Origin of the sequence: Arthrobacter glacialis (genome assembly GCF_002909445.1) — a bacterium.
Lineage (GTDB): Bacteria > Actinomycetota > Actinomycetes > Actinomycetales > Micrococcaceae > Specibacter > Specibacter glacialis.
In genome coordinates, this window is the sequence record NZ_PPXC01000019.1 from 14,759 (window position 1) to 36,992 (window position 22,234).

Below are 22,234 nucleotides of genomic sequence, written 5' to 3' on the forward strand. Positions count from 1 at the left end.
CAAGCGCGAATGACCGTATCGGCGTCATTTTCTGATGAACTTAGTGACCTACTTGGTGAGGGCGGGTTCTTTCTGCGCAGCAACGTCAAGCGGGACACTCGTGGCCGTCGCGGACTTCTTCTTGGCTGCTGCGGGGATGCATGCGGCCATGACGGCGGCGAGGAGGGAGATGCCAGCACCGAGAATCAAGGCCATCCGGAAACCAGCTTCCGAGGGGATGGGAACACCGTGGAAGTCTGTCGTCATCTGCGCCAGGACCAGGCCGACGACTGCGGCACCGGCAGTGGTACCCAGTGACCGCATCAGCGTGTTAAAGCCATTGGCGGCAGCGGTTTCACTGCGTGGTACGGCACCCATGATGATGGCCGGCATGGCACCGTAGGCCAGGGCCACACCACTATTGACCACAAGACCTGTCGCCAACAAGCCCCAGGTGCTGCCCATGCCCAGCAGGCCAACACCGTAGCCGAGCGCAATAACCGCAACGCCCAGAACCAAGGTGAATTTGGGCCCGCGTGCGTCGGAGAGCCGCCCGCCCAACAGAGCGAGCACCAGCATCATGAGTCCTGCCGGAGCCATCCACAGGCCGGCGGCCAGGATCGACTGACCCAGACCGTAGCCAGTCTCGGCAGGCATCTGCAGGATCTGGGGCATAACCAGCATGCTCGCGTACATTCCGAAACCAACAAAGATCGAGGCGATGTTGGTGAGCAGCACGCGCGGGATGACAGCTGTGCGCAAGTCAACCAGTGGATCCTTGGTGCGAGTTTCCCACATGCCCCACAACAGCAGCGAGATGACCGCGAGGGCGAACAGGCCCAGTGTCAGCGGATCAGTCCAGCCCCACGAGGAACCCTTGGAGACGGCCAGCATGAGGGAGACCAGACCAATGGTGAGTCCAATGGCGCCCAACCAATCGAAGCGTTGACCGGCTGCACCGGCGGACAGGGTGGGAATGAACTTCCAGATTGCCGCGACCACGATCAGTGTGACGACGGCGCTACCGAAGAACAGTGCTCGCCAGTTCGCGAACTCAACGACTGCTGCCGCAATCGGCATGCCGATGGCACCGCCGACGCCCAGCGTGGCGCTGACCGTGGCGATAGCAGACGATAACCGTTCCTTCGGGACAAGGTCGCGCAGCATGGCGATGCCCAGAGGTACCATTCCGGACCCCAGCCCCTGCATGGCACGTCCAATGATCATGACCTCCACCGTGGGGGCCATGGCGCATACGATCGCACCAAGCATCAGAGGCATGGCCAAGATCAAGATCATGCGTCTTTTGCCGAAAAGGTCACCCAAGCGACCCGAGATCGGCACTGCCACGGCGGCGGCGAGCAGTGTTGCCGTGATGATCCAGGCAGTGTTCGACGCCGAGGTGTTGAAGATAGTGGGCAGCTGGGGGATCAGTGGCGTAACCATCGTCTGGGTGATGGACGCGGCGATGCCTGCGGAGGCAAGGACGCCGACGACTAGTCCTGAGCGCGGGATTCCGGCTGAGGTTGCTTTGGACACGATGGCCTTTCAGAATAAATGTGCAGAGTACATAAATTATTCATAGTACATGTTCAGCTAGACTCTTAGAAACACACGGGAGGATTTGAATCGATGGAACGCCGCATCGCGGACATTGAATACGAGCAGATGCTGCTGAGCCGCTTCACAGTTGCCCAGCATCGCGATGGCGACGGGCTGGACCGAAGCGTCTACCTGCTGATGAGCCGAATCGCCAGCCAAGGCCCCATGTCAATCGGCGAACTCAGCACGGCCTTCCGCCTGGACGCGTCCACCCTGCAACGCCAAACAACAGTGGCGGTGCGGGAAGGGTTCCTCGAGCGAATTCTCGATCCGGCCGGCAGTGCTGCCCGCAAATTCTCGCTGACGACTTCGGGCCAGACCCGGCTCAGGGAGGTCAGCGAACACTCGGTGAGCGCGCTGAAACGTATTTTGGCCGACTGGCCGGATGCAGACGTGAACATGTTCGCGGATTTGATGCACAGGTTTAACGTCTCGATCGAGGACTATCGCGAAACGAAGGCCAAGTAGGAGCTCGGATGCCACATTGTGGCTCCCCGCAGGCGCCCACGCTCCTGACCGGCACCGAAAACCAGTGACGCTGACGGCCGCCGGGCTCAGGCTTGGATTACCCGTTCCGGCGCGGCGCTTTGGCATGTACGGCGTCGTGCTTCAGCGGCGCCAGTAATACGGGATGGTGGTGGAGACCTTCAGCAGGCCCGAGCGTTCCAGAATGGGGCGGGAGAATTCGGACGAATCGCTGTGGGCCAGCGTCTTTCCCTGCTCCAGGGCGGAGCGTGCCCTGGCGGCCGTCAGCGCCCGGTAGATGCCGCGGCCCCGGTAGGCCTCGAGGGTGGACCCGCCCCAAATGCCCGCGAAGTCGGTGCCGTGCACTGGCTCGAGCCGCCCGCAACTGACCATTCGGCCGTCGGCCTCGGCCACCCAGAGTTCCATGCCGTCGTTGCGGGACAGACGGGCCAGCAGGGCATCGGCCATGCGCGTGTCGACTGCCTCGCCAAAGGCTTCGTCGGCCATGGCGCTCATGGCCCGGACATCGGACTCAGCGGTGACTTTTCGCAAGCTCACGCCGTCGGGTTCGGGCACGTTGGCGCACAGGCCCTCAAGTGGGCCCACCATGATGGATTCGGCCTCTTCAGGGGCGAAGCCGTGAGACACGAGCGCTGCGGGCAGCCCGGGGGAGGCGTCGTGCATGCGGACCTTCCACTCAACCTTGTCGATCCCGGGGTCGGCGCGGTAATGCTTCAGTGCCGCGGACACCAGCCCCGGCATGTCCGCGGCCAGGGCACCTCCCAGATCCCGGTACGTGATGAAGCCGAGCCCGCCGGCGAACGTGGCCAGGCGCAGGGGACCCAATTTAGTCACGCTGAGCGCGCTGGGTGTTTCGGCGTCGGTGCGGAGTTGCTCGTCGTAGGCCTGCAGGTAGCGCTCTTTAATAGTCATTGGCATCAGCTTCTCAGGCGCGGACGGCCGGGGCAAGTGCCCTGCGCCACCCGCAGCGACGTTTGAGTGCAGTGGCAACTCAGTCCACACCACCGGATCTTGGTGGAGGCCGGCCAGGCAATTGCGCAGGAGAGCCGCAAGGGGGTCGGGGCCGGTGCCGTGCATCTGCAGGGGGAGTAACCTGATCCCATGGAATCCGAGGTGAGGAATCTGGTCCTGGGAACCGGCATCTCAGTGCCGTGCCTCATCCAGGGTGATGCGCGGGCACAGCCGCTGTTGCTGCTCCATGCGTGGGGTGAGTCCCGGCGCAGCTTTGAGCGGATGTTGCCGTTTCTGGACAACTTCAGGGTTTACGCCCCCGACCTCCGCGGCCAGGGCGATGCGGACAAGCCGGAGGACGGGTATTCCCTGGCCGAACAGGCCGGGGACGCCGCAGCAATTCTGACTGTCCTCAAGGTGCGCAGCGCGTTCGTGCTGGGTTCCTCCAGCGGCGGGTATGTGGCGCAGCAACTGGCGATCATGCGCCCGGACCTGGTTGCGGCGCTGGTCCTGGTGGGATCTCCCGTGACCCTGCAGGGGAGAGCCCCTTTCGCGGCCGAAGTTGAGGCACTGACAGACCCTGTCGCGGAGGACTGGGTGCGGGACTCACTGTCGTGGTTTCCCTTGGTGCAAGAGGTGCCGACGTGGTATCTCCAGGACCGTGTCAGCGACGGCGTCAGCATGCCGGCGCACGCGTGGAAACGGATTCTGGCGGGGTTCTCTGATGCAACTCCGCCCACTGAGGCCGGGGCCATCCAGGCACCCGCGCTGATTCTGTGGGGCGCCCGCGACAACCTGCTGCCACGCTGGCAGCAGGACGCCCTGGTGGAGCGCATCGACGGGGCGGTGTTGAAGGTCTATCCCGAGGCGGCGCACCTGGTTCTTTGGGAATGCCCCGAGCAGGTGGCGATGGATGCGACGGAGTTCCTGCTATCCCTTGGTTGATGTCCCGGCCCAGGGTGTCGCCCGCTGCAACTGCCCTGGCGGAGAAATGCGCTGCGACACGGAGTTTTAGGGCCGCAGCCCCGACGCTCGTCCGGCAGCGTAGTGCGCCGCCACTTCGCTGTCAGTGAGGGCTTTGCCATTGTAGATGGCAACATCGTCAAGCTCGCCCTGGTAAAAGGCGCTGGTACGGTTTGTGGTCCACGTATTGCCAGGGCCTGTTCCGATGATCCAAGAACCAGTCGTGACCGGGCCGGATGTGACGCCCGCCGAAAAGTTGGTTCGCACTCCGTCCACGAAGAGTTTAATGCCCGCACTGGACATAGTCGCGGCAACATGATGCCACTTGCCGTTGTTAAATGCGCCAGCTGCGGCTGGTGTTGTCAGGTACTGGACGGTATCAGGTGTCAGTCCAAATCGGAGTTGCCCATTGTTGAACATATAGAGCACCCGATTGTCGGAGGCGGCTATCGCGCCATTCTGCGGTGTCACGAAGGACATCAACTTGCCGCCACTAGTGGTGGTGGTGCGAAACCACATTTCGTAGGAAAAGACCTGAGGTGCTGCCATTCCTTGCACAGGGGTGGTGATGGAGTTAGTGGACCCGTCGAACATGGCTGCGTTGCCGCCGTCGTCCGCGCACGCGCCGTTATTTGCTGGCGCGGCCGGCCGGACGCCTTGGAAGGTGCCGTTGCCTGCTCCCGGGGTAACGGAATCTGCAACGGCGGCGTCGGCGTCTGCGTTGAACTGGTAGAAGGTGCTGGGGCTGGCGGCCAAGACTGCCGGGCTGCAGCGGAAGAAGGTATTGGCGGCGAAAGAGTTTGTTGCATTTACCGTGGTGGATGTGTAGGCCGCTTGTGCTGCCACCGGCACGGTACCGAGCACCAGAGCTGAAACAACGACGGCGGCAGTTCCGGCACGCAGACTGCGCCGACCCGTGGGGCGGGCGCGGAAAGCAGTGGGTGCCCTGCCCGTTTCGCCACCCAGGCCCAAGGCAGCCAATCCGCCGTCGGCATTGGGGCGACCGGCGGGACTGTCGCTGCTACGCGTGCCAGCTCCTCGCTCGGGCGGATCGCCCCTGTGCCGGCTACGCTGCAGTGCGCGATCCAGCGTTGTGGCCCAGCACAATAGGACCAGAGTCCCGGCGAGTAGAGCCAGTTTGAGCCATTGGGCCGAGTTGAACCAGTACCCCGGGAGGCCCGCATAAGGAATCCGTAGGAAGCCCACACCGTGGACTGCATCGGGACTAACTGTCGAGGCGTCATCGGTGGCGTTTGCATCGCCGCGCAGCACCAGTGCGCCAGTGTCATCCTGACGCACTACTCGGTGTAGCCGCAGCCGGCCTTCTTGATCGGGATCTTCAGCGAGAACAACCCTGCCCGATTTGTATTCGGTGGGATCCACAGGGCGGACCACCACAACGTCACCGGTGAAAATGCGTGGTTCCATGGAGCCACTCATGACAGTGGTCGGCTCCCAGCCCAGCAAGACCGGCAAGGATGACCACGCAGCCAAGCTGACAGCAAAAATCAGTACAGTGCGTGCCAGCGTGGCAACCACCAGTAGTACCCAGCCACTGGAGGTTGAACCGGATTCCCCGCTGACCTCCGCAACAGTCGCAGCATCGTCGTCCGGACTGCGCGGCGTCGACTGTGTTGCGGCTGACATGGCGATCCTGCCTCTCATTGCTCAGTGTCTACATCAGTGCGTCGGGCTATTGGGATCAGAGTTAGGGATTGATCTGGGATCCGGCGCCCTGGTCTGCCGTCCAGATGAAGTCAATGGACGACGACTTGGTGGCAAAGGCTGCGGAGGTGGCGGTCGGATCAAAGACCCAGTCGATCAGGTAGGACTTTGTTTCGGCTGCGGCCGTCGGCGTCCAAACGGGCACGCCCGACGTCGCAATAAACGACGTCAAGGTAACGCCGGCTGTGGTGGCGATCGGGGCGGTACTGACAGCGCAGGCAACCGCGGGCGTGGTGACCTTGACGAAGAGTGCATCGTTGAGCTCCGCCTTGGACCCAACTGCTGCGGCCGTCTTGGCTTGCATCTTCACTGTGGTACCCGAAACGATTTTGTCCGCCGTGACTGTGATGCACTTGGAACCCCAGTCGCCGGGCTTGATGTTTGTCGCTGTGAACAGGGCCGTCGCCGGTGACGAGTTGCTCAGCGCGATAGCGCCGGAGTTCCAGCTATTGGTGGGGTTGGTGGTGGTGGCGCTGAAAGCCGAGTACGAGGCCTGTGAGACCAAGAGGCCGCTGACGATCAGCGCGGCGGGAAGTGCTGACCATTTGACGATGCGGGCAGTGCGGTTGGACATGCGAGCCATGGAATTCTCCTGAGACGAGATTTTGAAGTGAAAGGTGGCCGCGTTCGTCCGGTAAGAACACACCCGGCGCAATATGTCTTGCGGTTAAAGTAAACCTATCAGGAGTAACTCGATAATCAAGTAACTTGCAGTTAAAGTAACTAGTGTCACAAACTGTGTACCTTCAGCAGCTAGGCGGGCCTCGGAGGGGCAATATTGGTCGCTTTATAGTAGAGTTAGTTGCCAGCCAAACATTTTTGTACACCTAGGGAACCGTGAATAATAGCCAGGATCATTACCGCAGAGTGGCCTCGGCCATGAGGGTCTTCAACGCAGGTTCAGACCGCCTTCGAGCCACGTTGGCCGCCAAGCTCGGCATCGGGACTTCGGAGATGCGGGCCATGTCTTTTGTCGAGGAGGCAGGCATGCTAACTCCCAAGGAGTTGTCGGTCCTGATGGACATCACAACTGGTTCCATGACGGCCATGGTTGACAGGCTGGAAGCAGCGTCCATGCTGGCACGGCAGCCGCACCCCACTGACCGCCGCAGCATCCTCCTGACGCTTACCCCTGCAGGGCTACACGCAACCCAATGGGCAGATGGTGTCTTCGCGGATGCCATTGCTGCGGTCTACCAGTATGACGAATCCCGGGACGCGGCCGGGGACGCCGTATTCCTCGAGACCGTCGGCGCAGCACTAAACGCAGCTGCCCTCGTCAAACAAGAAGCCTGACTCACTGTTGGGAGCACGGTCCCATCGTGACTCACCTGACTCCCATCCGGCCGTGAGCCAACATCTGAATGCTAGGGTTCGACATCACCTGCACTATCCAGATCCAGGTTGGTTCGTTTTCCTCAGATGCGGTGGCAGGTCCCCGGGCTCGGGCTGCCTCTGTGAGGTCGCAGCCGCCAGTGTCGCACCCACCGGCTACGGTTAAAGCATGACCCTCACAGTGGCCCAACTCTCCGAATCCGAGCTCCTGGCCCGGATTTTCCCGCGCCTGCACGCTGGCAGCTCCATGCTGCTGGGCCCGGGGGACGATTCCGCCATCATTGCCGCAGCCGACGGCCGTACGGTCATTTCCATTGACACCCAAGTCCAAGACAAGGACTTCCGTCTGCTCTGGCCCAACGGCGGCACTTCCTCCGGATTCGACGTCGGGTGGAAGGCCGCCGCCCAAAACCTCAGCGACATCAACGCCATGGGCGCCGTTGCCACGGCCATGGTTGTCAGCCTCACCTTGCCGGGGACGACGCCGGTCGGCTGGGTTGAGGACTTTGCCGACGGCTTGAGTGCGGCGATTGTTGGCCTCGGAGCGCCGCAGTGCTCAGTGGCCGGGGGAGACCTCTCCGGCGGCAGCGAACTGGTGGTCACTGTTGCCGTGACCGGTTCCCTGGACGGCCTTGCGCCAGTGCTGCGCAGCGGAGCGCAGGCAGGAGATCAAATAGCTGTCTGCGGGAACATGGGTTTTGCGGCCGCCGGTTGGGCGCTGCACGAGAGTTCAATTCTCCCGTCCACCCACAGTCCGGCGCTGGCCACCGCCGCAGCTCTTTTCTCCCGGCCCGAGCCACCCCTGTCCGCCGGGCCCGTTGCAGCACGCGCCGGAGCCACCGCCATGATGGATATTTCCGACGGACTGTTGCGCGATGCCACCAGGCTGGCCGCCGCCAGTGGGGTCACCCTCGACTTGGATGGAGCGGTGCTCCGCGGGGTGGCCCGCGCGCTTGAGGATTGCGCCGTCGTGCTTGACGCCGACCCCCTCACCTGGGTGCTGACGGGAGGCGAAGACCATGGACTGTTATCCACATTCCCGGAGGGTGCCTCACTCCCGGACGGCTTCATTAGGATAGGCTCGGTACTGTCCTTGGACGTGGCCGGATTGGCTGTGACCATTGACGGACAGAACTTCAAAGGTGCCTCAGACGGCGCCGTGGGATGGGATCATTTTGCAGTCTAAGATCGCCGCAACTGCGCCCGTAGTGCGCCGCTGGTTGGCCATGGCTGAACAAACGCTGGCCAATCATAGTGACCGGCTCAACGCCATCAACATCTACCCGGTGGCGGATGCGGATACCGGCACAAACCTTTACCTGACGGTCAAGGCGGCAGCGCATGCAGTGGCTGAAATGGAGCCTGCCGACGTGGGTGCCACCATGAGCGTTGCAGGGCGCGCAGCCATGGAGCAGGCACGCGGCAACTCGGGCACTCTTTTGGCGGTTTTCCTGGTGGCGCTGGCCGAGCCTCTCGCCGGTGCACAGCGCCTCAGCGGCCCCTTGCTGGCTGCTGCCTTGCACCGGGCTCAGTTGCGGGCCTGGAGTGCTTTGAGCGAACCCATGCCCGGGACAATTTTGTCAGTGTTGGAGGCGGCCGCCCAAGGGGCAACGTCGGTGCAATTCAGTCTCGGCGGCGATGAATCCAACCAGGCACTGGCCCAAACCATTGACGGCGCAGTGGTTGCGGCACGTGAAGCCGTGGTGCGCACGGAGTCCCAACTTGGTGTGCTGAGCGCAGCCCATGTGGTGGATTCCGGAGCCGTTGGCGTGTTGCTGATTCTTGACTGTTTGCGCTCCGTGATTGTGGGCGAGCCGTTGCAGGAGGACCTGCTGGACGGCTTGTCAGGCTACAAGGTCCAAGATCCCAACATTGCCGTGTTCATGCCGGAGCAGGAAGGCGTGGAGGTCATGTGCACCATTCAGCTGACGCCTCTCGCGGCAGCCGGATTGCGCCTCCAGCTCGACGGCCTCGGTGACTCGGTGATCATGAGCGCCGTTTCCGAACAAGCCGATGCCACCGGCGCCTACCCGTGGCGGTTGCATGTTCACGTGCCCTCTGCCACCGTGGCACTTGAGGCAATCCAGGCTGTGGGTGATCCAAGCAATGTGAGCATTTCGGCGCTAACAGCCAATGCCACCGAGGACGCCCATGACTTCATCTGAACCAGAACCGATCTACCGAGACCTGGGCCTAGAGCTGTCCAGACTTGTTGGCACCGCCACCGCCAAATCGGTGGCCAAGGCCCTGGAGATCACCACTGTGGGCGGCATGCTCCACCAGTTCCCGCGGCGCTACCTGGCACGCGGGGATCTGACCGACCTTGACCAACTTGAAGTCGATGAGGAAGTCACCATCCTGGCCAGGGTGGTGAACCTGTCAACCCGGTACATGCAGACCCGCAAGGGCACCATCAGTGATGTTGTCATCACTGATAATTCAGGTCACCCGTCGTCACTAAAAATCAGTTTCTTCAACGGTTTCAAGGCCAAGGCGGAGCTAAAAGCCGGCGTGCTGGCCATGTTTTCCGGCAGGGTGTCCCTGTACAACGGAAGCAAGGTCCTGACCAACCCCGGCTATGTCCTGCTGCCCGACGACGAGCTTGCTGAGCACGAAGTTGAGGTGCAGGCCGCCAAGCCCGTGCCGATTTATCCGGCAACGGCAAAGTTCCCCAGCTGGAAGACCCAAAACGTCATCGAGGCTTTGCTGCCCACACTGGACCTGGCGAAAATTCCGGATCCCGTCCCCAAACACATTGCTGCCCGGGAACGGCTCATGCCCCTGTGGGAGGCGTACACCGAAATCCACATGCCCAGCGACATGGACGCCTGGCCCAAGGCCCGCAAGCGATTCCGCTTTCAGGAAGCCCTGGCCCTGCAGACGGCCCTGGCCCAGAAGCGCTTCGAGTCGATGCACCAAAACGCCACCGGCCGCCCCCTTGTCCGGGGCCGGCTCCTGGATGCCTTTGACGACCGGCTGCCGTACACCTTGACGGCCGGGCAGCTGGACATTGGTGAACTGATCGCTTCCGAAGTGGCGGCGGGCCATCCCATGCACAGGCTGTTGCAGGGTGAGGTGGGCTCGGGCAAGACAGTCATTGCCCTGCGCGCCATGTTGCAGGTGGTCGACGCCGGCGGTCAGGCCGCGTTTTTGGCCCCCACCGAGGTGCTCGCCGCACAGCACCTGCACTCCATTTCGGCGCTCCTGGGCGCCCTGGGTGCCGGAGCGCTGCTGGGCGGGCCCCATGCCACCGCCGTGACCCTGCTGACCGGATCCATGCCCGTCGCGGCCAAAAAGAAGGCGTTGCTGGCGGCAGCCTCGGGCGAAGCTGGCATTGTGATTGGCACCCACGCGCTCCTCTCCGACCACGTCCAGTTCGCGGACCTTGGCTTGATTGTGGTGGATGAGCAGCACCGTTTCGGCGTGGAACAGCGCGACGCCCTGCGCGCCAAGGCGCTCAAACCGCCGCACCTGCTGGTCATGACGGCCACACCCATTCCGCGAACGGTGGCCATGACAGTCTTTGGTGATCTGGAAGTCTCCGAACTGACAGAACTTCCGGCCGGGCGGGCCCCCATCACCACCCATGTGGCGCCCCTGGCTGAACACCCCAGTTGGGAGTCGAGGGTCTGGGCGCGCTGCCGTGAGGAGGTCGACGCCGGCCACCAGGTCTATGTGGTGTGCCCCAAGATCGGTGACGGCCCGGACGCTGACGACATCGCCCCGAGTGGCGGTGACACTCGCCCCATGGCGGGGGTGCTGGACGTAGTGCAGTATTTGCGCACCGTCCCTGCGCTGGCAGGCAAACGCATCGAGGTCCTGCACGGGCGGATGGATTCCCCGGACAAGCAGGGCACCATGGCGGCCTTCGCCGCGGGTGAGATCGACGTTTTGGTCTCCACCACTGTCATCGAGGTGGGCGTGGATGTGCACAATGCCACGCTCATGGTGATCCTGGACGCCGACAGATTTGGCATCTCCTCACTTCACCAGCTGCGTGGACGGGTGGGGCGCGGCGGCCACAAGGGGACCTGCCTGCTGGTGACGAATCTGGAACCGGACCATCCCAGCCGCAAGCGCCTGGACCTGGTGGCATCCACCATTGACGGTTTTATGCTGGCCCGGGAGGATATGCAGATGCGGCGCGAAGGCGACATCCTGGGGGCCAAACAGTCAGGTGGAAACAGCGGGCTGCGCGTGCTCAGCGTGCTCCGTGATGAGGACCTGATTGCCCGGGCCAGGGCTGACGCCACCGAAATTGTGGAGAAGGACCCGGAGCTGGAATTTCATCCGGCCCTGAAGCTTGAAATTGACATGTATGTGACAGAAAAGAATGAGGCATTCCTTGAACGTGGCTAGCAAAGCGGTACACCGGACGGCACAAGCATGAGCCGCATCGTGGCAGGTGCCGCCGGCGGGTCTGTGCTGGTCTCGGTGCCGGGGGATGGCACCAGACCCACCACCGACAGGGTCAAGGAAGCGCTGTTTTCCCGGCTGGAATCCATGAACATGCTCTCCGACGTGCGCGTCCTGGACCTGTACGCGGGCTCCGGCTCCTTGGGGGTGGAAAGTGCCAGCCGTGGCGCAAAATCCGTTGAACTTGTTGAGTTCAATGACAAGGCTGCGGCCGTGTGCCAACTCAACGCCCAATTGGTCAACAAGGTCCTGGGCACCAAAGCGGTGACCGTGCAGCGCTCCAAGGTGGAGTCGTTTCTGGCCCGGGTGGCCGAGGCCGGTGTGGACCAGTGGGACCTGGTGTTCATGGACCCGCCATACCCCCTGACCGAGGAGGAGCTCGCGCTCGTTTTGTCCCTGTTGGCACCGCGCCTGAGCTCCTACGCCGTGGTGGTGGTGGAGCGCTCGGCTAGGACGCCAGAGCCCAGTTGGCCCGAGTCCCTCGAGCGCTTTGCCGAGAAGAAGTACGGCGAAACCCGACTCTGGTTCGCCGAACCCGCAGGAGACTAGCCCTTAGCCCGCCGTCACTGGACAGATCATGCCGCTATACGCTTTTTTGGGGGTATTGTCTGTCCAGTGACGGGGCTATACAACCATCAGCAATACATGGCCTGCGCCAAGAAATGGAGAGTATCTTGGTGGTAGGGAGCTCCCCATGCGGGGCGTTCCTGCATAGTTTGTTTACAACTACATAGACAGGCCGTTGAGATCGTCCCGGGTGGGGCAGGGTGTACCGCTGCGACCAATGCTCCTGAAAGGATCTGGTCATGGAGTACCTCACCCCGTTCATTCCATTGCTTGTTGTGCTACTTTCCGTGCTGATTCTCGCTTTCCTGATCCGGGCAGGCGTCAAAATGATGTGGCAGGTGGCCGAGCCCAATGAGGCACTCATCATTTCCGGGTTCACCCGTGGCAGCATGGGGACCAGCGACGGCATGGACTTCAAGATCGTCACCGGCAAGGGGGCGTTCGTCATTCCCGGACTTCAAACCGTCAGGGCACTGTCCCTGACCCTGAACGAGACCGAACTGCAGGTCAACTGCGTGACCTCCCAAGGCATCCAGGTGGTGGTTCAGGGTGTGGTGATCTTCAAGATTGGCGACTCCCCTCCGTTCATCGCCAACGCGGCACGGCGTTTTCTGGGCCAGCAGGCCAAAATGGAAAGCCAGGTGTATAACGTTTTTGAAGGCCATCTGCGTTCAATCATTGGCAGCATGACAGTGGAGGAGATCATCCGCGAACGCGACAAGCTCGCCTCCCAGGTCCGCAGCGCCAGTGGAACGGAAATGGAAAAGCTGGGCCTGGTGGTTGACTCCCTGCAGATCAAGGACCTGGAGGATCCCACCGGCTACATCCAAAACTTGGCGAAGCCACACATAGCTCAGGTCAAGATGGAGGCCAGGATCGCCGAGGCCACCCGAAACCGTGAGGCGGCTGAAAAGGAGGCGGAGGCGGCGTCACTGATTGCCGATGCCCAAAGTGTCTCCGCCATCAAGCAGTCTGCCGCGCAGGCCAACGCGGAGACGGCCAAGGCCAATGCCGCCCAGGCCGGCCCGCTGGCTGATGCAACAGCCCGCCAGCAGGTGGTGGTGCAGGAAACGCAGGTGGCCAAACTGGAAGCAGACAGGGAGGAACAAAAACTCCAAACGTCCATTCGGAAACCCGCCGATGCCAAGGCCTACGCCCAACGGACCGAAGCCGAAGCGCAAAAAGCAGCAGACATCAGTGCCGCAGAGGCCAGGGCCAGGAAGACCGAGCTGGAGGCGCAGGCAAATGCGACGGCGGCCGCCGCCACGGCAGGTGCCACCCGCGTCACGGGCGAGGCCGAGGCTGCGGCGACGAAGGCACGTGGGGAGGCTGCGGCGTCGGCCATCAAGGCCAAGGCGCTGGCAGAAGCGGACGGCATCAAGGCCCGGGCCGAAGCACTGGGAACCAACCAGGATGCTGTCATCTCCCAACAACTGGCTGAAAACATGCCGGCCATCGTGGCGGCAGCTGCGGAACCCTTTGCCCACGTGGGCCAGCTGACGGTGCTCAATGGCGGCGACGGCATCAACAACATGGTGGGCGGGATACTGTCCCAGGTGGGCAGCTACTTGCCAGCCATGCAGGCGTCGCTGAAGAACGGCCGCGTTCCCAAGCCACAGGAGCCGCCGCATGCACAGGGATCGTGACAGGAGCCTCACCGGGAAGATTGGCCGTGTTACGGGAACCATTGGACCTGACACTCTCGGTGAGGTGATGTTGGAGGTCAGGGGCGGGACAGTCGCCTATCTGGCCCGCCCGTATGACGGCGCCAGCGTCTACCGCATGGGTGCGCGGGTTCTTGTCATGTATCTGGACCCGCCACAAACCGTCTACGTTGAGCCTGTGCCGGAGTTCCTGCAACACCCGGGGTGAGGTGCTGGCGGCGTGCCACGTCACGCAAGGGGAAAGGGTGGCCCGTCACAGTAGGGTGGTACACAATCCCCGCCCCAACGGACGCTAAGGAACCCGCCGTGACGCAATTGAGAATAGGGCTCATTGGTGCCGGCGGCATTGCCGGTGTCCACATTGCCGGCTGGCAACAACTGGGCGCACAGCTCAGCATCTATTCACGTTCCGGTGCGGCGCAGCTGGTGCAGCAATACGGCATTGCCGAGGTGTCCACGCTGGAGGAACTGCTGGCTGCCAGTGACATGGTCAGCATCCTGACTCCGACCACCACGCACCTCCACTACGCCATGGCCACCATCGCCGCGGGCAAGGACGTGATCTGTGAGAAACCGCTGGCCGAGAACGCTGCGCGCGCAGCCGAGATCGCCAACGCTGCGGCCGCCGCCGGTGTCCGGCTCTTTCCGGCCCACGTGGTGCGGTTCTTCCCGGAGTATGTTGCGGCCCACAAGGCGCTCGACGCAGGAGCCTCCCCGTCCGTGCTCCGGCTCAGCCGCGCCAGTGCTGCCCCCGCGGCTAGTTCGTGGTTCTTCAACGAATCCCTCGGCGGCGGCATCATCCGCGACCAGATGATCCACGACATTGACCAGGCCCGCTGGCTCGCCGGCGAGGTGCAGCGCGTTCATGCAGCGCAAAACCCGCCCAGTATTGACGGAATCCTGCCACGCCCCGTCAGCGCCACGGTGGTCCTGACCCATGTCAACGGCGCCGTCAGCCACCTGTCGGGGGAGTGGGGCCCGGACGGCCAGCCGTTCAGCACCAGCATCAGCATCGAAGCCCCGGACGGCAGCTCCCTGTATTCATGGCCGGACGTGGCCGCCACGGACCCCGCCGCAGGGAACACGCCGGGGGACTATCTGCCCGCCCAGACGCCTGCCAGCAGCCCCTACACCCTGCAAGTTGCTGAGTTCGCCGCGGCAAGGGCGTCGGGGGAGGCGTCCCGCGTCACCCCGTACGACGGCGTCATGGCCGTTGCGCTGGCGGAGGCGGCGTACGCTTCCATCGCCTTGGGCGCGCCGGTGGAATTCTCCAGTGAGGATGTGCTGGCCCTGCTAGTCGGGGCGGACCAGCCGGCCTGACGTGCCGTGGCCGGCTTGACGTTGGGGCAGAATGGGGAAATGCGAACACTTCCCCCTGGACGCGAGCCCGGTATGCCCCCCCGCCACGATTGGTTCCGGGATCAGCGCTCAGTGCAGACGGCCATGACCGTGAAGCTGAGCCCGGCGCTGTGGGGTGCGGCGGAAGACATGAACGAGACCATCAACAAGGCGCTGTTGTCGGGGCAATTTGACGTGCTGGCGGATGAAAACCGGCTGGATGATTGGCCGGAAGAGTTGGGGCGGCTGTCCGAGCAGGTTTTCCGGCGGTCCCACCAGCAATCGCGGACGGGCGGGGAACTGCTGCAGCACGAGATTGACTTTCACCTGGAGATGAAGTTCGGGATCGGGCCCGAATCCGGTCCAGGCGACCCCCACTACCTGCAGCTAGCGCGGTATTTTGCCGCTTGTGACGTGCTGGGCAGCCAGGGCTGGTGGCGGGATCGGGGCAGCGGCCGTTCGGATGGATCGATCACGGTGCTTCGTGCCGATCGCGGTGGCATCCGCATCCACCTGTTCTGGGAGTTGCAACACGTTCACGCCAGGATTGCAGTGAGCCATATGCGCGAACCTGAGCGGCACTTCCTGTTCACCCTCTCCGACGGCGGGGTCCTGATGGCCGTGGACGGCCTCCTGCCCGAGGGGCCGGCGCTGCGCCAGGGCGAGTGGGAGGCGCTGCGGCAGGTCATGCTTTGCCTCCGGGAAATACAGTTGGACCGGCAGCAGCGCAGCTACCAGCGCATGATGGACCAGGCTCACTAAGCTGCGCCTTCCTCCCGCCCGGACGGGGTCAAACCCATGATTGACAGCTCCGTGCCTCTGTCATTACTCGTCGGGGCCCTAGTGCTTCCGGGACTCGCCGCCTGCACAGGTTCATCGCCGCAGGCGCCGCCGGGCACAGCCGAGGCCACCACAGCTCCTCCTGGCGCTGCGGATATTCGTACAGTTGATCTGGGCGGTGCACAATGGCTGTATTCCTTCAAGGGCCTGGATGTGCCCGTCACCGTGCAACTGACGGGCGGGACGGCATCGCAGGGGACGGGCGTGGAGTTGGTCACCTACTCGCTGGATGGGGTCACGTACGGGGACGTTGATGGCGACGGCGACGAGGATGCCGTGGCTCGCATCAACCGTGCGAACGACATGGCCTTTGAAGGTCTTTGGTATGTGTGGCGCACCGACGGCGCCGTCAGCTTGACCGAATACCTCAGGATTCCGGGCCTTGATGCATGGCCCGTGCAGACAGCTCCGGTGGCTGCTTGGGGCGGCATGTGGCCGCGACCGCAGCACCGGACGGCGGAGCGATCTTTGAGCTGTCCGACGCGCCACTCATGCAGCGCGACGGGTGGTCCCTCATGAGATTCAGGCTGATTGGTGCCGACTTGGCATGTGCCTGGGGTACCGCAGCCTGAGTTTCCGCCTCAGCCTGTCAGCTCGTCCAATTCAACACCTGTCAGGACCGTGGCAGGGTGCGGGCCCGCTGCCACCAATGCCTGGGCCCAGCCTTGCGGCCAGGACCCGTTCCTGCCCAGCAGGATGATGTTTCCTGGGTAACGGCGGCTAAATAGCATGCTTGTGCCATAAGCTGCCACGCTGGTCATGGCCTCCTGCAGCGCCTTGCTCTGGCTGGCCACCAGCGTGAACCCGGGCTCGTCACCAACGTTGACCGCCAGGATGCCTTCCGGCGCCAACAAGGCGGCGGCTTCGCGGTAAAAGTCTGCGCAGGCCAGATGGGCCGGCGCATCAGGTCCGCTGAAAATGTCCAGAATCACGACGTCGAACAACAGGCCCGCAGGCAGCCCGGCCAGCGCCTCGCGGGCGTCGCCCACATGGCTGGTGAGGTTGGTGCCAGCTGGCATGGGCAGCTGCTCCAGCACAAAGTCCAGCAGCTCACGCTCCAACTCCACTGCATGCTGCACCGAGCCTGGCCGGGTGGCCTGGACATACCGGGCCAGGGTCAGCGCGCCAGCGCCCAAGTGCAGTGCCGTGAGGGGCTCGCCGGGCTCCTTGAGCTGGTCCACGGCGTTGGCGATCCGGCGCAGGTACTCATAAAAAACCTCGCCGGGCTCGGCCAGGTTCACATGTGACTGCTCAGCATTGTCAATGCTCAGCACGAACGCGTTCTCATGCCAGGGATCTTTTTCAATGCTGGCGTGGACGCCGCTGGTGCGCAGGAAGCGGCTGTTTTGTGCCATTAGAGCTTGTCCTTCAAGGTGGCCAGGCGCTCCGCCGCCTGCTCCAGCAATGGAACCTTCTTGCAGAAGGCAAAGCGCAGCAGGGATCGGGTTCGCAGGGCGCCTTCGGGGTGGCAGAAGACGGGGACAGGAATGGCCGCCACACCAATCAGCTCGGGTAGTTTGCGGGCCAGTGCCGTGGCGTCGGTGATGCCCATTTTTTGGGTGTCGGCATTGATGAAGTAGGTCCCTTGTGGCAGGTACACGTCAAAGCCGGCCGCGCGCAGCCCCTCACCCAGGATGTCGCGCTTGTGGGCCAACGTTGCTGCCGTGTCGGTGAAGTAGTCGTCCTCGAGTCGCAGACCGGCCGCAATGGCGCTCTGGAACGGCGTGCCGGAGGAGTAGCTGAGGAACTGTTTCACGGTGCGTGCCGCGGCCACCAGCTCGGCCGGGCCGGAAAGCCAGCCGATCTTCCAGCCCGTGAAGGAGAACGTCTTGCCGGCCGAGGAAATGGTCAGGGTGCGTTCGCGCGCGCCCGGCAGCGTGGCCACGGGGATGTGGGTGGGGCCAAAGGTGAGGTGTTCGTACACCTCATCGGTGAGGATGACGGCGTCGTACTTGATGGCCAGGCGCACCACCTCAGTGAGCACTTCCAGCGGGAACATGGCCCCCGTGGGATTGTGCGGATTGTTGATGATGACCATCTTGGTGCGCGGGCTGAAGCTGTTTTCCAGTGTGGCCAGATCCGGCATGAAATCCGGCGCGAGCAGGGCAGCCGTGGTGTGCCTGGCACCGCTGAGGCCAATCATGGCACCGTAGGAATCGTAGAAAGGCTCGAAGGTGAGGACCTCCTCGCCCGGGCCGGTCAGGGCCAGAATGGCTGCGGCAATGGCCTCTGTGGCACCCGTGGTGACAATGACCTCATGCTCCGGATCCAGCGTGATTCCGTAGAAACGGTTCTGGTGCTCGGCTATTGCGTTGCGGAGATCCAGGATGCCCTTGCCGGGGGCGTACTGGTTGTTGCCCCGAGCGATGGCCTCTTGGGCAAGGCGGCTGAGCTCTGCGGGGCCGTCCTCATCCGGGAAACCCTGGCCCAGGTTGATGGCCTGGTGCTGATTGGCCAGAGTGGTGATCTCTTCAAAGATAGTGACACCCAGGGAGCCATCAGGGCCCATCAAATTGGCGCCTTGCGCCGTGCGTTGCCATGGGTGGGACATTACTGCTCCTTTGAAGAACCAGCCGCCACTGCGGAACGTGTGGGCGGGCGGTGAAGTGATCCATGCTGAGTAGACCCTCAATACGTTACCGGCCGGCACCTCCTACGCCCTAGTGAGAGGCGCGGGGGCACTGGCTGCCACTACCCGCCAGTAGCTTAGCTAAATGGCTAGGAAATGAGTGAAACTGCCACATGATGGCGAAGATGTCGGCTAGATTCATGACTATGCGACGCGCAGTATGCCCCGGATCATTTGATCCCATTCACAAGGGCCACATTGAAGTGATTGCCCGAGCCGCCGGACTTTTTGACGAAGTCATCGTGGCGGTATCAACCAACTACGCCAAAAATTACCGCTTCACCCTCAATGAGCGCCTGGAGATGGCCAAGACCACGTTCTCCGCATTGTCGGGCATTGTGGTGGAACCCATGGGGGAGGGGCTGCTCTCTGAGTACTGCCACGCCCGCGGAGTTTCAGCCATTGTGAAGGGGTTGCGGTCCTCTTCCGATTTTGACTATGAACTGCCCATGGCCACCATGAACCGGCAGCTCTCAGGCGTTGAGACGGTGTTCCTGCCTGGGGACAGCCGCTACCTGCACCTGTCTTCCACGTTGATCAAGGAAGTTCATACACTGGGCGGGGATGTGGCCGACTTTGTGCCCCGTGCTGTGCTGCGCCGCCTCCAAGGCGATGTGGGGCCGGATACTCGCCCCGTTCCCATCGTCCCGCCCCGGCGGTAGCCATACCCGGCCTCAATTGTGTGAACTTATGCGTTGAACTCGAGGTGGGTTCTACGCATGAGCACTCATGCGCAGAACTGGCCGTGGGTTCTACGCATCATTAAAGTCGTGAACTTATGCTCCAAACCTGGCCACGGCGCACGCAAGCAGGCCCGCGAAAACCAACGTGTCCGGCGTCGAACATCTACAAAAGAGCGGCTGAGAGTTACATCACGCGCTGCATGGGCTGGTGGGGTCGCCGTTAAGCCGTAGTCTGTCGTAGACTGGATAAGGCCAATTTGGTCTGGTACCGCTCGTTTTGATGCCCGACAGCTTTCGGGCTAAGATGGTGCGTCGGTCATATGTTCTTACAGGAGTTCTCATTAGCGAAACCACGTTGGGCAACAAGTCCAACCATGGCACGCCCCTCACCATTGGTGTAAGGGAGCTTGGGCGAAGCCCGGGCAGCATGTGGAAGTTCGAAGAACGTATACCTGTGCCGGAAGATTTTGGCACTCCGCTCATCGGCGCGACGCCTGGATCCATTTTGGATCTGGAACTCCGTTTTGAGGCCGTCCATGAAGGAATTCTTGTGTCGGGCAACGTACTTGTCGAAGTGACAGGCGAATGCTCCCGCTGCTTGGAGACGTTCGAGGATGACCTTGAAGTTGATGTGCAAGAACTTTTCTTCTACGAGGAACCGCCTGCGGAATTCCTTGATCAAGAAGAAGATCAGCAACGTTGGGTCGAGCACGATTCTATCGATCTTGAACCGGTGTTGCGGGACGCAGTGGTAACCGCCCTGCCGTTCCAGCCGGTGTGCCGGGAAGACTGTGAGGGTCTGTGTTCCGAATGCGGAATACACCTTGCAGATGAGCCGGGGCACCATCATGAGGTCTCAGATCCTCGATGGGCTGCCCTACAGGGCTTTACCGGCGAAGAAAACTAGCAAATAAGTTTTTACTTGTGGGCAGATGCCTGTGAGTTATCGAGAGAAAAGAGTTTGCCGTGGCTGTTCCCAAGCGGAAGATGTCCCGTGCCAATACGCGCGCACGCCGTTCCCAGTGGAAGGCCACCGCGCCTGCTCTGGTCAAGACCATTGAAAATGGCGAAGTTGTTTACAGCTTGCCGCACCAGGCACGAGTTGTAACCGACTCAGCCGGCACCGCACTGTTCTTGGAATACAAGGGCCGTAAGGTTGCTGACGTCTAAGACGTCCGTGCGGCCATCCGGCCGTTCGATTTAGTGGTTAATAATTATTGCAGGAGCTGCTCATGTCCTCAGGTACGGAATCCCCGAAGCTGACGGACGGGCAGAAACTGCTTTTGAAGCGTCTCGGTGTCACTATTGATGCCGGGACGCTTCGTCTTGCCCTGACACATAGGTCTTACGCCTATGAAAACGGTGGCATCCCCACCAATGAGCGCCTGGAATTTTTGGGCGACTCCATTCTGGGTTTCTCCGTCACCGACGCGCTCTACCGCGAGAATCCCTTGTTGCCCGAAGGCGAGCTGGCCAAGCGCCGCTCCGCCGTGGTTTCCACCCGGGCCCTGGCGTCGATCGGGCGGTCACTGGGCGTTGGCGAATTCATCTACCTGGGCCAGGGCGAACGCCTAACCAAGGGACGCAACAAATCCTCCATCCTGGCCGACACCATGGAGGCCCTCATCGGCGCCACCTACATGACCCATGGCATTGACGTGGCCCGTGACCTGGTCATGCGCCTGGTGGGCCCGCTGCTGGCAGACTCCGCAGTTCTTGGCGCCGGCACCGACTGGAAAACCAACATCCAGGAAATTGCCGCAGCCCAGCATATGGGCGCCATCTCCTACCAAATTACCGGTGTTGGTCCCGACCACGACCGCTCCTTCACCGCACGCCTGCTCATCGGCGGCGAGCTCCACGGCACGGGCACCGGGCCGTCCAAGAAGGAAGCGGAGCGTTCGGCAGCCGCTGTTGCCTGGGTTGAGCTGGAGAAGCTTTTCCCGCAGAACCACGACGCCGGAACCCCCTCAGGAGCCGGCTCACCCGCTGCTGCTTCCGCCGACGCCTCTGGCGGGGCAACGGCCGCAACTGCCGCCGTCAAATAATGCCTGAGCTGCCCGAAGTTGAGGTGGTGCGGCGCGGCCTTGAGCGCTGGATTGCCGGGCGCAGCATCACAGATGTTTCAGTGGTTGACCCCCGCTCCATTCGCCGCCACTCACTCGGTGCTGAAGATTTCCGCGGAAACCTGCTGGGCACCACAGTTCTGGACGTGGTGCGCCGCGGCAAGTTCCTGTGGATGCCACTAACGGATGACCCCTCGTCTTCTGCTGCGCCGCACACAGCACTTGTAGCCCACCTCGGCATGAGCGGTCAGTTGCTGGTGGAATCCCCGGAGCAGCCGCACGAGAAACATCTCAAGGTCCGGTTGTCCTTTTCACCCCGTGCGGATGCACCCGAGGAACTGCGCTTTGTTGACCAGCGCATCTTCGGCGGCCTGTTCGTCACCTCCCTGGTGCCCACCCCGGACGGGGCACCAGGCGGCTCCGGGATGGCCGGTGTTGGCGCCGGGGACGGTTGGGCTTTGATCCCCGGCGAAGCTGCGCACATTGGCCGCGACCCGTTGGACCCGTTCTTCTCGATTGCGGAGCTGCACAAGAAACTGCGGGCCCGCAAGACCGGGCTGAAACGTGCGCTCCTGGACCAGGGGCTGGTGTCCGGCATTGGTAACATCTATGCCGACGAGGCGCTCTGGGCAGCCAGGATGCATTATGCCAGGCCCACTGACACCCTGCGTCTGCCAGATACCGAACGGATCATCCATGCGGCCCATGACGTCATGACCAGGGCCCTGGATGCCGGTGGCACCAGCTTCGACTCGCTCTACGTCAACGTCAATGGGGCATCAGGCTATTTTTCCCGTTCCTTGAATGCTTATGGCCGTGAAGGTGAACCCTGCCATCGCTGCGTAGGACTGGGCTTGTCCACCAGAATTCGCCGGGACACCTTCATGAACAGGTCCTCTTACAGCTGCCCTGTCTGCCAACCAAAGCCACGCAACGCCCGCCTGTAGCCGGGTGCGAAATTGCTGCAGCCTGGGCTACGACAACGTGAGT

At 62.5% G+C, this 22,234-nt stretch carries 23 protein-coding genes; 17 read left to right on the forward strand and 6 right to left on the reverse strand.

What is annotated here, in order from left to right:
* Window positions 1-48 precede the first annotated feature (48 nt).
* Entirely contained in the window at window positions 49-1,518 is a 1,470-nt protein-coding gene (locus tag CVS27_RS18040) for an MFS transporter (RefSeq protein WP_103467242.1), read from the reverse strand.
* Window positions 1,519-1,611: 93 nt separating this feature from the next.
* On the opposite strand from CVS27_RS18040, the gene CVS27_RS18045 reads away from it, so the two are divergent.
* On the forward strand, window positions 1,612-2,049 hold the full coding sequence (locus CVS27_RS18045) for a MarR family winged helix-turn-helix transcriptional regulator (protein ID WP_103467243.1): 438 nt from the start codon (window positions 1,612-1,614) through the stop codon (window positions 2,047-2,049).
* A gap of 141 nt (window positions 2,050-2,190) precedes the next feature.
* Here the strand turns inward: CVS27_RS18045 and CVS27_RS18050 are convergent, their stop codons facing one another.
* Complete coding sequence (locus CVS27_RS18050) at window positions 2,191-2,985, reverse strand: GNAT family N-acetyltransferase (RefSeq protein WP_370739533.1); 795 nt, start codon at window positions 2,983-2,985, stop codon at window positions 2,191-2,193.
* Between the two features lie 183 nt (window positions 2,986-3,168).
* On the opposite strand from CVS27_RS18050, the gene CVS27_RS18055 reads away from it, so the two are divergent.
* Complete coding sequence (locus tag CVS27_RS18055; protein ID WP_103467244.1) at window positions 3,169-3,963, forward strand: alpha/beta fold hydrolase; 795 nt, start codon at window positions 3,169-3,171, stop codon at window positions 3,961-3,963.
* 66 nt (window positions 3,964-4,029) lie between these two features.
* On the opposite strand, the gene CVS27_RS18060 is transcribed toward CVS27_RS18055, so the two are convergent.
* Together CVS27_RS18060 and CVS27_RS18065 are read right to left on the reverse strand one after the other, a co-directional pair.
* On the reverse strand, window positions 4,030-5,628 hold the full coding sequence (locus CVS27_RS18060; protein WP_165788348.1) for a signal peptidase I: 1,599 nt from the start codon (window positions 5,626-5,628) through the stop codon (window positions 4,030-4,032).
* Between the two features lie 61 nt (window positions 5,629-5,689).
* The gene (locus CVS27_RS18065) at window positions 5,690-6,289 is read right to left on the reverse strand and encodes a hypothetical protein (RefSeq protein ID WP_103467246.1); all 600 of its coding nucleotides are present in this window, start codon (window positions 6,287-6,289) and stop codon (window positions 5,690-5,692) included.
* Between the two features lie 296 nt (window positions 6,290-6,585).
* Here CVS27_RS18065 and CVS27_RS18070 point away from each other — a divergent pair, with 296 nt between their 5' ends.
* The 10 genes from CVS27_RS18070 (at window position 6,586) to CVS27_RS18115 (ending at window position 16,385) form a co-directional block, all read left to right on the forward strand.
* Window positions 6,586-7,002, forward strand: a complete 417-nt coding sequence (locus CVS27_RS18070; protein ID WP_133159066.1) for a MarR family winged helix-turn-helix transcriptional regulator — start codon at window positions 6,586-6,588, stop codon at window positions 7,000-7,002.
* Between the two features lie 208 nt (window positions 7,003-7,210).
* Window positions 7,211-8,227, forward strand: a complete 1,017-nt coding sequence (gene thiL / locus CVS27_RS18075) for a thiamine-phosphate kinase (protein ID WP_103467248.1) — start codon at window positions 7,211-7,213, stop codon at window positions 8,225-8,227.
* Window positions 8,228-8,249: 22 nt separating this feature from the next.
* Window positions 8,250-9,206 carry a DAK2 domain-containing protein gene (locus tag CVS27_RS18080; RefSeq protein WP_103467249.1) on the forward strand — a complete coding sequence of 319 codons (957 nt, stop codon included), beginning with the start codon at window positions 8,250-8,252 and terminating at the stop codon, window positions 9,204-9,206.
* On the forward strand, window positions 9,193-11,400 hold the full coding sequence (locus tag CVS27_RS18085) for an ATP-dependent DNA helicase RecG (RefSeq protein WP_243400267.1): 2,208 nt from the start codon (window positions 9,193-9,195) through the stop codon (window positions 11,398-11,400). Before CVS27_RS18080 ends, CVS27_RS18085 begins: the two co-directional genes overlap by 14 nt.
* Before the next feature lie 27 nt (window positions 11,401-11,427).
* Window positions 11,428-12,006 carry a 16S rRNA (guanine(966)-N(2))-methyltransferase RsmD gene (rsmD, locus tag CVS27_RS18090; protein WP_103467250.1) on the forward strand — a complete coding sequence of 193 codons (579 nt, stop codon included), beginning with the start codon at window positions 11,428-11,430 and terminating at the stop codon, window positions 12,004-12,006.
* Between the two features lie 257 nt (window positions 12,007-12,263).
* Window positions 12,264-13,670, forward strand: coding sequence for an SPFH domain-containing protein (locus CVS27_RS18095; RefSeq protein WP_103467251.1), 1,407 nt, complete (start codon window positions 12,264-12,266; stop codon window positions 13,668-13,670).
* Window positions 13,654-13,896, forward strand: a complete 243-nt coding sequence (locus tag CVS27_RS18100; protein ID WP_103467252.1) for an NfeD C-terminal domain-containing protein — start codon at window positions 13,654-13,656, stop codon at window positions 13,894-13,896. The genes CVS27_RS18095 and CVS27_RS18100 overlap by 17 nt, the downstream gene beginning before the upstream one ends.
* The gene (locus CVS27_RS18105) at window positions 13,893-15,008 is read left to right on the forward strand and encodes a Gfo/Idh/MocA family protein (RefSeq protein ID WP_279325128.1); all 1,116 of its coding nucleotides are present in this window, start codon (window positions 13,893-13,895) and stop codon (window positions 15,006-15,008) included. Before CVS27_RS18100 ends, CVS27_RS18105 begins: the two co-directional genes overlap by 4 nt.
* Before the next feature lie 123 nt (window positions 15,009-15,131).
* Complete coding sequence (locus tag CVS27_RS18110) at window positions 15,132-15,788, forward strand: hypothetical protein (protein ID WP_133162987.1); 657 nt, start codon at window positions 15,132-15,134, stop codon at window positions 15,786-15,788.
* Between the two features lie 36 nt (window positions 15,789-15,824).
* On the forward strand, window positions 15,825-16,385 hold the full coding sequence (locus CVS27_RS18115) for a hypothetical protein (protein ID WP_103467255.1): 561 nt from the start codon (window positions 15,825-15,827) through the stop codon (window positions 16,383-16,385).
* A 62-nt stretch (window positions 16,386-16,447) separates the two neighbouring features.
* Here the strand turns inward: CVS27_RS18115 and CVS27_RS18120 are convergent, their stop codons facing one another.
* Window positions 16,448-17,221: a spermidine synthase gene (locus CVS27_RS18120; RefSeq protein ID WP_165788078.1), complete on the reverse strand. Its 774-nt coding sequence runs from the start codon at window positions 17,219-17,221 to the stop codon at window positions 16,448-16,450.
* A complete protein-coding gene (locus tag CVS27_RS18125; protein ID WP_103467256.1) occupies window positions 17,221-18,417 on the reverse strand; it encodes an aminotransferase class I/II-fold pyridoxal phosphate-dependent enzyme in 1,197 nt (398 codons plus the stop codon). Before CVS27_RS18125 ends, CVS27_RS18120 begins: the two co-directional genes overlap by 1 nt.
* A gap of 224 nt (window positions 18,418-18,641) precedes the next feature.
* Between CVS27_RS18125 and coaD the strand changes: the two genes are divergently transcribed.
* The 5 genes from coaD to mutM all read left to right on the forward strand — a co-directional run bounded on the left by coaD (window position 18,642) and on the right by mutM (window position 22,191).
* Window positions 18,642-19,157, forward strand: coding sequence for a pantetheine-phosphate adenylyltransferase (gene coaD / locus CVS27_RS18130; RefSeq protein ID WP_103467295.1), 516 nt, complete (start codon window positions 18,642-18,644; stop codon window positions 19,155-19,157).
* A 448-nt stretch (window positions 19,158-19,605) separates the two neighbouring features.
* The gene (locus CVS27_RS18135; RefSeq protein ID WP_243399738.1) at window positions 19,606-20,085 is read left to right on the forward strand and encodes a YceD family protein; all 480 of its coding nucleotides are present in this window, start codon (window positions 19,606-19,608) and stop codon (window positions 20,083-20,085) included.
* 59 nt (window positions 20,086-20,144) lie between these two features.
* A complete protein-coding gene (rpmF, locus tag CVS27_RS18140; protein ID WP_062007003.1) occupies window positions 20,145-20,348 on the forward strand; it encodes a 50S ribosomal protein L32 in 204 nt (67 codons plus the stop codon).
* 62 nt (window positions 20,349-20,410) lie between these two features.
* Entirely contained in the window at window positions 20,411-21,226 is an 816-nt protein-coding gene (rnc, locus tag CVS27_RS18145; RefSeq protein WP_103467257.1) for a ribonuclease III, read from the forward strand.
* Window positions 21,226-22,191 carry a bifunctional DNA-formamidopyrimidine glycosylase/DNA-(apurinic or apyrimidinic site) lyase gene (mutM, locus tag CVS27_RS18150; protein ID WP_103467258.1) on the forward strand — a complete coding sequence of 322 codons (966 nt, stop codon included), beginning with the start codon at window positions 21,226-21,228 and terminating at the stop codon, window positions 22,189-22,191. The genes rnc and mutM overlap by 1 nt, the downstream gene beginning before the upstream one ends.
* The last annotated feature ends 43 nt before the right edge of the window (window positions 22,192-22,234 follow it).

Excerpts from the sequence above, each read along its gene's own strand:
- CVS27_RS18045 (WP_103467243.1), top strand. The coding sequence starts at position 1,612 with ATGGAACGCCGCATCGCGGACATTGAATACGAGCAGATGCTGCTGAGC.
- CVS27_RS18050 (WP_370739533.1), bottom strand. The coding sequence starts at position 2,985 with ATGCCAATGACTATTAAAGAGCGCTACCTGCAGGCCTACGACGAGCAA.
- CVS27_RS18055 (WP_103467244.1), top strand. The coding sequence starts at position 3,169 with ATGGAATCCGAGGTGAGGAATCTGGTCCTGGGAACCGGCATCTCAGTG.
- CVS27_RS18060 (WP_165788348.1), bottom strand. The coding sequence starts at position 5,628 with ATGTCAGCCGCAACACAGTCGACGCCGCGCAGTCCGGACGACGATGCT.
- CVS27_RS18065 (WP_103467246.1), bottom strand. The coding sequence starts at position 6,289 with ATGGCTCGCATGTCCAACCGCACTGCCCGCATCGTCAAATGGTCAGCA.
- CVS27_RS18070 (WP_133159066.1), top strand. The coding sequence starts at position 6,586 with ATGAGGGTCTTCAACGCAGGTTCAGACCGCCTTCGAGCCACGTTGGCC.
- thiL (WP_103467248.1), top strand. The coding sequence starts at position 7,211 with ATGACCCTCACAGTGGCCCAACTCTCCGAATCCGAGCTCCTGGCCCGG.
- CVS27_RS18085 (WP_243400267.1), top strand. The coding sequence starts at position 9,193 with ATGACTTCATCTGAACCAGAACCGATCTACCGAGACCTGGGCCTAGAG.
- rsmD (WP_103467250.1), top strand. The coding sequence starts at position 11,428 with ATGAGCCGCATCGTGGCAGGTGCCGCCGGCGGGTCTGTGCTGGTCTCG.
- CVS27_RS18095 (WP_103467251.1), top strand. The coding sequence starts at position 12,264 with ATGGAGTACCTCACCCCGTTCATTCCATTGCTTGTTGTGCTACTTTCC.
- CVS27_RS18100 (WP_103467252.1), top strand. The coding sequence starts at position 13,654 with ATGCACAGGGATCGTGACAGGAGCCTCACCGGGAAGATTGGCCGTGTT.
- CVS27_RS18110 (WP_133162987.1), top strand. The coding sequence starts at position 15,132 with ATGACCGTGAAGCTGAGCCCGGCGCTGTGGGGTGCGGCGGAAGACATG.
- CVS27_RS18115 (WP_103467255.1), top strand. The coding sequence starts at position 15,825 with ATGATTGACAGCTCCGTGCCTCTGTCATTACTCGTCGGGGCCCTAGTG.
- CVS27_RS18120 (WP_165788078.1), bottom strand. The coding sequence starts at position 17,221 with ATGGCACAAAACAGCCGCTTCCTGCGCACCAGCGGCGTCCACGCCAGC.
- CVS27_RS18125 (WP_103467256.1), bottom strand. The coding sequence starts at position 18,417 with ATGTCCCACCCATGGCAACGCACGGCGCAAGGCGCCAATTTGATGGGC.
- coaD (WP_103467295.1), top strand. The coding sequence starts at position 18,642 with ATGCGACGCGCAGTATGCCCCGGATCATTTGATCCCATTCACAAGGGC.
- CVS27_RS18135 (WP_243399738.1), top strand. The coding sequence starts at position 19,606 with ATGTGGAAGTTCGAAGAACGTATACCTGTGCCGGAAGATTTTGGCACT.
- rnc (WP_103467257.1), top strand. The coding sequence starts at position 20,411 with ATGTCCTCAGGTACGGAATCCCCGAAGCTGACGGACGGGCAGAAACTG.
- mutM (WP_103467258.1), top strand. The coding sequence starts at position 21,226 with ATGCCTGAGCTGCCCGAAGTTGAGGTGGTGCGGCGCGGCCTTGAGCGC.